The sequence below is a fragment of the Halogranum roseipondis genome, assembly GCF_059695585.1.
This window is the reverse complement of the sequence record NZ_CM185235.1, coordinates 463,027-472,533: the sequence shown is the minus strand read 5'-3', so window position 1 is coordinate 472,533 and position 9,507 is coordinate 463,027. Positions and strand designations below refer to the sequence as shown.

General features: G+C 67.1%; 12 protein-coding genes. 5 read left to right on the top strand and 7 right to left on the bottom strand.

From position 1 onward, the window contains the following. Nucleotides 1-22: 22 nt before the first annotated feature. Complete coding sequence (locus tag EOHIBHHM_RS02585) at nucleotides 23-871, top strand: SDR family oxidoreductase (protein WP_497254340.1); 849 nt, start codon at nucleotides 23-25, stop codon at nucleotides 869-871. A 9-nt stretch (nucleotides 872-880) separates the two neighbouring features. On the opposite strand, the gene EOHIBHHM_RS02580 is transcribed toward EOHIBHHM_RS02585, so the two are convergent. Next, entirely contained in the window at nucleotides 881-2,020 is a 1,140-nt protein-coding gene (locus tag EOHIBHHM_RS02580; protein ID WP_497254338.1) for an ArsA family ATPase, read from the bottom strand. Nucleotides 2,021-2,078: 58 nt separating this feature from the next. Next, nucleotides 2,079-3,176, bottom strand: a complete 1,098-nt coding sequence (locus EOHIBHHM_RS02575) for a pyridoxal phosphate-dependent aminotransferase (RefSeq protein ID WP_497254336.1) — start codon at nucleotides 3,174-3,176, stop codon at nucleotides 2,079-2,081. Nucleotides 3,177-3,300: 124 nt separating this feature from the next. On the opposite strand from EOHIBHHM_RS02575, the gene EOHIBHHM_RS02570 reads away from it, so the two are divergent. Together EOHIBHHM_RS02570 and EOHIBHHM_RS02565 are read left to right on the top strand one after the other, a co-directional pair. Further along, a complete protein-coding gene (locus EOHIBHHM_RS02570; RefSeq protein ID WP_497254334.1) occupies nucleotides 3,301-3,822 on the top strand; it encodes a CinA family protein in 522 nt (173 codons plus the stop codon). A gap of 72 nt (nucleotides 3,823-3,894) precedes the next feature. Beyond that, nucleotides 3,895-4,389, top strand: coding sequence for a metal-dependent hydrolase (locus EOHIBHHM_RS02565; protein WP_497254332.1), 495 nt, complete (start codon nucleotides 3,895-3,897; stop codon nucleotides 4,387-4,389). A gap of 3 nt (nucleotides 4,390-4,392) precedes the next feature. Here the strand turns inward: EOHIBHHM_RS02565 and EOHIBHHM_RS02560 are convergent, their stop codons facing one another. Further along, a complete protein-coding gene (locus EOHIBHHM_RS02560) occupies nucleotides 4,393-5,127 on the bottom strand; it encodes a PHP-associated domain-containing protein (protein ID WP_497256884.1) in 735 nt (244 codons plus the stop codon). Nucleotides 5,128-5,256: 129 nt separating this feature from the next. Here EOHIBHHM_RS02560 and EOHIBHHM_RS02555 point away from each other — a divergent pair, with 129 nt between their 5' ends. Beyond that, nucleotides 5,257-5,559, top strand: a complete 303-nt coding sequence (locus tag EOHIBHHM_RS02555) for a DUF7565 family protein (protein WP_497254330.1) — start codon at nucleotides 5,257-5,259, stop codon at nucleotides 5,557-5,559. A gap of 144 nt (nucleotides 5,560-5,703) precedes the next feature. Continuing rightward, complete coding sequence (locus tag EOHIBHHM_RS02550) at nucleotides 5,704-5,967, top strand: hypothetical protein (protein ID WP_497254328.1); 264 nt, start codon at nucleotides 5,704-5,706, stop codon at nucleotides 5,965-5,967. Nucleotides 5,968-6,055: 88 nt separating this feature from the next. Here EOHIBHHM_RS02550 and EOHIBHHM_RS02545 read toward each other — a convergent pair whose 3' ends face one another. The 4 genes from EOHIBHHM_RS02545 to EOHIBHHM_RS02530 all read right to left on the bottom strand — a co-directional run bounded on the left by EOHIBHHM_RS02545 (nucleotide 6,056) and on the right by EOHIBHHM_RS02530 (nucleotide 9,500). Further along, on the bottom strand, nucleotides 6,056-6,493 hold the full coding sequence (locus EOHIBHHM_RS02545; protein WP_497254326.1) for a transcription elongation factor Spt5: 438 nt from the start codon (nucleotides 6,491-6,493) through the stop codon (nucleotides 6,056-6,058). A gap of 4 nt (nucleotides 6,494-6,497) precedes the next feature. Then, a complete protein-coding gene (locus EOHIBHHM_RS02540) occupies nucleotides 6,498-6,674 on the bottom strand; it encodes a protein translocase SEC61 complex subunit gamma (RefSeq protein ID WP_497254324.1) in 177 nt (58 codons plus the stop codon). Between the two features lie 147 nt (nucleotides 6,675-6,821). Then, nucleotides 6,822-7,976, bottom strand: a complete 1,155-nt coding sequence (ftsZ, locus tag EOHIBHHM_RS02535) for a cell division protein FtsZ (RefSeq protein ID WP_497254322.1) — start codon at nucleotides 7,974-7,976, stop codon at nucleotides 6,822-6,824. Between the two features lie 174 nt (nucleotides 7,977-8,150). After that, nucleotides 8,151-9,500 carry a D-aminoacyl-tRNA deacylase gene (locus EOHIBHHM_RS02530; RefSeq protein WP_497254320.1) on the bottom strand — a complete coding sequence of 450 codons (1,350 nt, stop codon included), beginning with the start codon at nucleotides 9,498-9,500 and terminating at the stop codon, nucleotides 8,151-8,153. Between the last annotated feature and the right edge of the window lie 7 nt (nucleotides 9,501-9,507).

Sequence of the window (9,507 nt, the reverse complement as noted above, 5' to 3'; positions counted from 1 at the left end):
GCCCGCCGTTCGTCTCGCCGATGTGAAACCCGACACCGTACTCATCACCGGCTGTTCGTCCGGTATCGGCCGCGCGACGGCTCGTGCCTTCCTCGCCGAAGACTGGAAGGTCTACGCAACTGCGCGCAACCCTGCCGACATCGAGACGCTCGGCGACGAGGGCTGTGAACTCGCGACGCTCGACGTCACAGACCAGGGGGACGTCGACCGCGTCGTCGACCGTATCCTCGACGAGGAGGGCCACATCCAGTGTCTGGTCAACAACGCCGGCTTCGGCCAACTCGGTCCGATCGAGGACGTCCCGACCGAACAGGTCCACCGCCAGTTCGACGTCAACGTCTACGGTCCGCACCGACTCACCCGCGCCGTGCTCCCGCACATGCGCGAGCAGGGCGACGGCACGATCGTCAACGTCTCCAGCGTCATCGGTCGGGTCTCCATTCCGGGGATGGGCGTCTACGCGGGCTCGAAGTTCGCCGTCGAGGCGATGACCGACGCGCTCCGCGGCGAGGTCGAAGAGTACGGTGTCGACGCGGTGCTCGTCGAACCCGGCCCGGTCGACACGCGGTTTCAGGACCGCGTCGACGACGAGGTTAACGGCGACGACGAGAAGGAGATCCAGGGTGTCGAACGCTCCGGGGCCTACGAGTCGTTCTACAAGGCGTTCTCGGACACGCAGGCGCTCGGCGGCGGCGGTCCCGGTGCCGTCGCACCGGAGCGCGTCGCCGAGGACATCGTCAACGCGGCGAGCGCGACGAAACCGGCGGCGCGCTACCCGGTCGGGACGCTCGCACAGATCGGCGTGCTCGCCCGGTTCCTCCCGGACGGCGTCCGCGACAAACTCGTCGGCCTGATGGACAGGCTGGCCTAGTCGTAGTCGTCAGTCGAGACAGGCGGCGACCACGCGAAGCGCCGCCTCTCCCTGTACCTCGTCGGCGAGCAGCGGGACGCGCTTGACGTCGCGGCCGCGGAACAGCTCCGTCGACTGCTGCAGCGCGTCCTGTTGGACCTGCCACCGACGCTGACAGAACTCACACTCCTCGAGGTTGGGTGAGACCATCCACTCGGGGTCGACGTCGGCTACGTCGCCGAGGTTCTCCATCACGCGGTTGACGACGAGCGTCTGCACCGGGATCTCGAACTCGCCGAGGCGGGAGACGAGGCGTTCGGACTCGACGACGCTCATCTCCTCGGGGATCATCACGACCCGGAAGTCCGTCTTCTCGGGGTCCTGCAGCACGCTTCGGAGGCGCTCGATGCGCTCCTGTAACTCGTCGAGGTCGCCCATGCCGGGCGCGTCGTCGGAGCCGCCGCCGAATATCCCCTTGACGCCCTCCATCATCCCGCTGAACTGCTGGCGGAGCTTCATCATCCGGCCGACCATCGAGTCCATCATCTCCGGCAGCTGGAGCAGTCGCAGCGTGTGACCCGTCGGCGCGGTGTCGACGACGACGCGGTCGAACCGCGGGTCGTCGAGGTACTCGAGCAGTTGGCGCATCGCGGCGGCCTCGTCGGCACCGGGCATCGTCCCGCCCATCATCGGGTTCATTCCGACCTCCTCGCCGAACATCTCGCCCATCTGCCCCATCCCGCCGAGGGGGTTCTCGCCGCCCATCTCCTCGCCACCCTGCCCGAACAGTCCGTCGTTCATCGCCTCGTCGGGGTCGATCTCGGCGGCGTACAGCGGCATGTCCTCCCGGATCTGAGTCGGACGCGGCGGCACCATCGCCTCCAGCGTGTCCGAAAGCGAGTGGGCGGGGTCCGTCGAGACGACGAGCGTCGAGACGCCGCCGGCCGCGCTCGCCAGCGCCGTCGCCGCGGCCATCGTCGTCTTGCCGACGCCGCCCTTCCCACCGTAGAGGACGTACTCCGGCGCGTCGACGCCCTCCGGCAGTCGTTCGCCCTCCGTCGCCTGCACCTCGACCTCGGTGGATCCGTCGCGTTCGTGCGTCTCGGACCCGGTCGACTCGTCGGACTCGTCTTCGACCGAATCGACGGCTTCGACGTCGATGTTTGACATACCGGGAGGTGGACGCCGACGACTTGTGTACTTCTCGGTCCGGGAACTGTCCGACGAGTTAGAAGTAGTCGGCCAGTCGCGCCGCCGCCTCCTCCGCCCGCGGCGTCACGAGCGCGAACCGGATCCACTCCTCGCGGGACTCGCCGAACGCCTCACCGGGCATCCCCGCGACGCCCGCCTCGTCGATGAGCGTGTAGACGTTGTCGAGCGTGCCGGGAAAGTCCTCGAACCGCGCCATCACGTAGAACGCGCCGTCGGGGCGGGAGTACTCCGCACCTGCCGCGTCGAGCGCGTCGGTGAACGCGTCGATGCGCCCGCTGAGCATCTCGCGGGTCTCCGCGTAGTAGTCTGCATCCGTGTTCCGTAGCGCGTGGAGGACGGCTTGCTGGGAGGGTCGACTGGTGGCGACGTTGACGAGCATGTGGCGGGTCTTGGCTGCCTGGACGAGCGACTCCGGGAAGACGGCGTAGCCGACGCGGTAGCCCGTAATCGCCATCGACTTCGAGTAGGCGGTGGTGACGATCCGGTGGTCGCTGTCGATGGTGAGCGCGCTCTCGAAGCGGCCGGAGAAGTCGAAGTGGTCGTACACCTCGTCGGCGACGAGCAGCGCGTCGTGTTCCTCGGCGATCCCGACCAGTTCCTCCATCGTCTCGCGGTCGTAGACGGCCCCGGTCGGGTTGTTCGGCGTGTTGACGACGATGCAGGCCGTGTCGTCGCCGGCGGCGTCGCGCACCTTCGCCGGGTCGAGCGAGCCGTCTCGCTCCGTCGGGACGAGTTTCGATCGACCGCCGAGCATCGTCGTCTTGCCGGGGTAGTAGGGGTAGACCGGGTCGGTGAGGATCACCTCGTCGCCGGCGTCCCGCTCCAACGCACGGGCCATCGCGAGATAGTTCGCCTCGCCCGCCCCGTTGGTGACGACCACCTGCTTGACGTCGACGTTGCGGCGCTGGGCAATCTCCTCGCGGAGTTCCCACAGCCCCTCGCTGGGCGGGTACTGGAACTCGTCGGGGGAGGCGTCGGCGTACTCCCGGAGCCCCTCGCGAAGCGCCGCGGGCGGTTCCCAGTCGGGGTTGCCGCTCACCATGTCGACGACGTCGCGGTCGGCGTCGGCTGCGTACTGCATCACCCGGAAGAACAGTGGCTCGTCGTACTCCATGCTCGTGTGCTTTTGCCGGGGTAACGTGTGTCTTTCGTCCTCGTGTCACCGAGCCGCACGAGTCACACGAGTCGCGTGCGTGGAACTCACGCACCTTCTTGACCCCTCTCCCCAAACTCCGACCATGACACTCCTCGACGACGGCAGAGCCGTCTCCGACCGACTCGGTAAGACGCTCCGCGAAACCGGCGCGACCGTCGCCGCCGCCGAATCCTGCACGGGCGGGCTGATCGGGTCGCTTCTGACCGACGTCGCCGGCTCCTCCGACTACTTCGACCGCTCGCTGGTCACCTACTCCTACGACGCCAAACGCGCCCAACTCGCCGTCTCTCGCGAGGCGCTGGACGACCACGGCGCGGTCAGCGAACCCGTCGCCCGCGAGATGGCACAGGGAATCAGAGACGTCGCCGACACGACGTGGGGCGTGGCGACGACGGGCATCGCCGGGCCGACCGGCGGAACGCCCGAGAAGCCGGTCGGGACCGTCTTCGTCGGCGTCGCCTACGCCGGCGAGTGGGGGTCCGGCGAGTCGTTCTCGACGGTGGATCGTCACCAGTTCGACGGGTCGCGGACCGAGATCAAAGCGAAGATCGCGAAGCAGGCGCTGGAGGACGTGCTGGAGGCAGTCGATGCGCGACGGAAGTGACCGTCCGAGCGATCGTCCGACGCACACCGCCTTGGAAACGTTTGTATCGTCGGCCGCGGCATCTCTCCGTAGATGAACAAGAAAGGGCACGTGCTGAACGCCGTCCTCCTGAGTATCGGCCTCGGCTACGTCCTCGAACCCTCCGGCGACGTCGAGACGTTCGTCAAGATCGCCCAGATCTCCGTTCCGATCGTCCTCGGTGCGCTCTTCCCGGACGTCGACACCGCCTTCGGCCGCCACCGGAAGACGCTCCACAACCTCGCCGTCCTCGGAATCGTCGCCGCCTACCCGCTCGTCTTCGACAACCTCCACTTCGTCTGGGTCGGCGTCCTGACGCACTACGTCCTCGACATGGTCGGGAGCAAACGCGGCATCGCGCTGTTCTACCCGTGGGACGAGGAGTTCGCGCTCCCCGTCGGCGTCGCCACCCACTCGAAGTACGCCGACCTCGTGACGGTACTCATCACTGGCTTCGAAGTCGCGGCGTTCGCGGCGGTCCACTTCTACGTCGTCTCCCTGGACATCGACGTCGCCGCGTTGGCGGCGGCGTTCGGCGTCGGGCTCTGAGGGTCAGTAGACGCTGACGTCGTCGAACCGTCCGTCGTAGGCGACCTGTCGCGGATGCGTCGGTTCCATCCCCGACAGCAGCAGGCGGTCGAACTTCCCCCACGAGTTCTCGAAACCGAGGTGGGAGAACTCGACCAGACTGCGCACGCGATGTGAGAGACCGGGGCGGTGGAGCACGCGTCGGGAGACCCCGTCTCTGAGCGCGTCGACGAGGTCGGACGCGTCGTCGACGACGGTGTCGAACTGCGTCCACGCTTCGCCGACGGTCCCCCGGAGGTGGGCGTACGACGACCCGAAGTTCGGGACGTCGAGCGCGGCCGCGATCCGTTGCCCGCGACGGTTCTGGTACGGCCGACACTTCGCGTTGTAGGTCTCGATCGCGTCGATGGCCGTCCGGTTCTTCGCGACGTCCTCGTGGCCCATACTGACGTTCATCAGCTCCGGGTGGGGGACGACGACCGCCGCGTCCTGTCGGTCGAACTCGCGGAGTGCGCCGTCGAGCGTGATGAAGTCCGGGACGGGGTCGGTGAGGCCGACCGCGAGCAGATGTCGTCGATTCCGCCACGACCCGGTGAACACCTCGCGGGCCGGGACGACGAGCAACTCGTCGTCGGAGAAACGCGCCGCGGTCGCTCTGATCTCCGGCAGTCGCACGAAGTGAGGTGCGTAGACGAGAACGTCCAGTCCACGTCGCTTCGCTCGGCGGACCACGTGCTCGTCGAGCGTCTTTACGTGCATGTCGACCCGCGTCGCGTCGGCCTCGGTCACACAGGTGTGTCGACGGACGGGACAATTAGTGATTGCTATCCTCGCGTCGCCGCCCCCGGAGTGAAAACGGTTTTGTCCTCACGGTGTAATCGACGCCACATGTCCCTCTGGAGGTGCGGAATCGGCGACTGTGACGCAAGGTTCCGAGACGTCGAAGCGGCCATCGTCCACCAGACGAACGAACACGAGCGTCACGAGTGTCGGGTGTGTGGGACCGTCGTCCCCGAGGGCTACTTCGCGATCCGTCACGCGTTCGACGAACACACACGCGCGGAGTACGTCCGGGCCTACGACGCGGACTCCTCGGCCGTCCGCGAACGTGAAGCGGTCAAAGAGGCCGTCGAGTCGACCGTCGACCTCCAGTCCGTCGTCGACCGACTAGATCTCGAACGCCCCGTCTGACCGTCGTTTTCGACCCGGTGCCGGACGGTCGCCGAACTCGACCTCCGACAGCCCGCCGTCGTCTTCTCGTCGTACTGGTATGACATGTTATCCGAGGAATACGTTTACAACGGTGCCGGTTCAACGGTTTGTTGAGGTGATGACATGAGAGGAGACGCTAGCTTTCGACCCGTGCAGTCGGTCCGAGAGACGTCGTGGAGTCGTCTCGCGAGTTTACTCAGCGCCCGCAACCTCCTCGGTGTCGCGACGGCCGTCGCGGTGCTCCTCGTTCTCACGACGGGCGACCGGTCGGTGGTCTACCCGGTGTTCGGGGCCGCCTGTCTCCTCTGGGGACTGCAGACCGCCGTGACGGCGTCGCTCACGTCGAGTGCGCGAATCGAGATGGAGTCGTCGAAGCCGGACGAGTAGTCCGGCGGAGATCCGTCTTGGAGAGAAGTCCCCACCGAGCGGCGGGGCTCTCACGAACGGCGAGAGGGCAGAGGAGAGAGCGGAGGCGTTAGCGCTCGTCGCTGTCGAGGACGCGGATCTGGTCGCCGCGCACCGTCACCGGAATTGGGACGGTCGCCTCGTACAGTTCGACCGTCACCTGGTCTTTGCCTTCGTCGATCCGCTGGACGCGTGCTTTCTCGCCTTTGAACGGCCCGGCGATGAGTTCGACGATGTCCCCCTCCGCGATCCCCTCCACGTCGGGCGTCGGCGACAGGAAGTGTTCGACTTCCGCCATCGACGACGTACCGGGGACGATGCTGCGGGCGTGAGGGATCTCCTCGAGCAGCCGTTCGAGGACGGCCGTCCCGTCGGATTCGACCATCACGTAGCTCGTGAGCTGGTCGGGAGCGAGCACGGCGTGGATCTCCGGCTCCTCCTTGCTCGCGAGCATGTCGGCGACCGTCCGCTCCTGGCTCGCGGTGGTCTTGACGGCGAAGATGGGCATCTGTTCAGACGCCTCCCGGCGGGATGAAGCTCATGACCGCGAAGATGAGAAAGCCGAGCAGTCCGACGAGGAAGATGCCGACACCGGCGATCATGGCGATCTGAGAGAACTCGTCCCACGAGGGCGTGCTGGCGAGCTTCAGCACTCGCACGTAGCTCGTGAGGTCGTATTTAACGTCCATAGTTACCCTCTCTTAGCACGTCCCACCATTTCTATCTATTGAATACGAAGCGTCACACGCGAACCGGAGTCGGAGCGGGAGCGACGGCGGGCGCTGGGCGGAGACGGGAGTCGAGAAGGGGACGTCGCCGTGGCGACCCTGTCGAGCTCAGTCGATGAAGTCGATGTCCTCGCCGCGGCCGTCCGTCTGTGCCTCGACGGTCTCGTTGCGGCCGTAGATCTGCGGCGACTCGACGCCCGTGACGACGATCATCGTCCGCATCTCGCCTTCCAGTTCCTCGTCGACGGAGGTGCCCCAGATGATGCGTGCGTCGGGGTCGATACGGTCGTAGATCTCCTCGACGACGCCCTCGGCCTCCTCGATGCTCATGTCCGACCCGCCGGTGACGTTGACCAGCGCGGAGTTGGCGCTGGAGATGTCGACGTCCAGCAGCGGCGAGCGGAGCGCAGACTTCACGGAGTCTTGGGCCTTCGACTCGGAGTCGGACTCGCCCAGGCCGATCATCGCGACGCCGCCCTTCTCCATGACGGTGCGGACGTCGGCGAAGTCGAGGTTGACCAGCCCGGGCTTGGTGATGAGTTCGGTGATCCCCTTCACCGAGCGCATCAGCACCTCGTCGGAGACCTTGAACGCTTGGCGGACGGGGAGTTTGCCGACCGCGTCCAAGAGACGGTCGTTCGGCACGACGATGACGGTGTCGGCGACGTCGCGGAGGCGTTCGAGTCCGGCCTCGGCGTTCGTCCGGCGGACCTCACCTTCGGCAGTAAAGGGCGTCGTGACGATGGCGATGGTGAGTGCACCCGACTCGCGGGCGGCCTTGGCGACGACGGGAGCGGACCCCGTCCCCGTCCCGCCGCCGAGACCGGCGGTGACGAACACCATGTCGGAGCCCTCGATCGAGTCGTGGATCTCCTCTTGGCTCTCGATGGCGGCCTCCTCGCCGACCTGCGGCAGCGACCCGGCCCCCCGACCCTGGGTCTTCTGCTGGCCCATCAGGATCTTCGTGTCGGCCTCGATGTTGACGAGATGTTGGACGTCCGTGTTGGCCGCGACCAGTTTCGCGCCGTGGATGCCCTCCTCGGCCATCCGGTTGACCGTGTTCCCGCCCGCGCCGCCACAGCCGACGACGGTGATGTTCGTCTGCAGGTCCTGCAGGATGTCCTGCAGTTCGTCGTCGGTCATCTTCCCCGTCTGCCCCGGTTGGGTGTCGACGTTCGTCTCGGACGACCCGGCCCCGTTCTGAGCCGGCCCATCCTCTGTTTCCTCGGCCTCACTGATCGCATCCTCGACGAGAGAGTCCATATTTATGCGCAGGGTTTGTCGAGGCACCCTAATTATCTTTCTCCCTCTCGTCAGACGGATGTATGACGATCGTTCCTGAAGGGATCGGTGTGCAGATATCTGGAGAGCTATCTGGATAGCTATTCAGAGCTCTAGTATCGACGATCGAGAGAGCGTCTGAACCGGCGGACGCGTTCAGACGGGGAACCGGTGGGTGCGTTCGGTCCGGACCGACTCGGGCGGGATGCGGTCGCCGCCGACCTCGACCGGTTCGCCGGCGGCGAGTTTGCCGAACGCGGGCCCCTCCGGTACGCCGAGCGTCGCGGCCTTCCCAGGGTCGAAGGCGGTCTCGTGGGCGACGACGACGTCGCCGTCGCGTTTGACCCGGTCGTACTTCTCGGCGAGCAGGTCGGCGAGCGACGCGACCAGCGACTCGTACGCGTCGTCGCGGATGGCCGCCCGGCCCGCGGCGCGCGCGCCGTTCTGGTCGGTCTCGAACGCGACGGTGTGGGCTTCGACGGCGTCGCGCGTCCTCTCGGGGTCGACGCCCTGCGCTTCTCCGAGCAGTTCGCTCGGGAGGTCGGCGACGGTGAACTCCGCAGTCTCGAAGCTCCCCGCTCCGAACCGGAGCCCGTCGTCGACCGTCGACAGCGCCGCCTCCAGTTCCGAGACGAGCGCCAGCGGTCTGTCGTCGACCTCCCGGACCCACGTCTCGCTGACGACGCGGTAGCCGAGTTCCTCGACGACCGCTTCGAGCTCCGGCTTGTCGCCGTCGACGACGGCGAACTCGGCCGCGCTCTGCTCGAACACCTGTGCGACGACGTCGCGGCCCGCCTCGACGTCGCCGAGTTCGGCCAGCTGCCAGTCGGCGGCGATGTGGCCGACGCCCCACGCCGTCTCGCGGACGAGTCGGGTCGGCCGGGGGACGTAGTGGCCGCCGCCGAAGCCGGCGAGGTGGCGGTCGCCCCCTGCGAGGTCGGCGTCGACTCCGTCGACGGCGAGGACGGCACGAGCGACGGCGCGGGCACCCTCGGGGTCCTCCCACTCGGCCTCGCTACTGCCCAACTCGACGAACATCGACGGGACGCCGACCTCACTCGGGCCGTGGTGGGTACACTCGATACCGACGTCGTAACGGTCGGGGGCGTACTCCTCGAACGCCGAGACGACGGCCTTCTGCGCACCGGGACAGGCGCGGGCGAGTCGGCCGTTCTCACCGCCGTACTTCGCTTCGCCGAAGTTGCCGGTGAAGTGAGCGGTCAGGAGCGGCCCGGTGTCGCCGGAGTGGCGCGAGGCGAAAAAGAGCAGGTCGGGGTCGTCGAACGCCGCGTCGACGCCGTCGAGTTCGACGTGGATGCGCTCGAACGTCCGCAGTTCGAAGGCGGGTGCGCCTGTGCCGTCGTCTCCGGTGCGGTAGACCGTGCCGCCGCCGTCGGCGTCGGGACGGCTGTCGTCTCTGTGTTCGGTCCAGTCGGCGAGTTCGAGCAACTGCTCGCCGATGTGTTCCGATGCGACGTCGGCGCGACTGACGACGATGGCGATCACGTCCGAG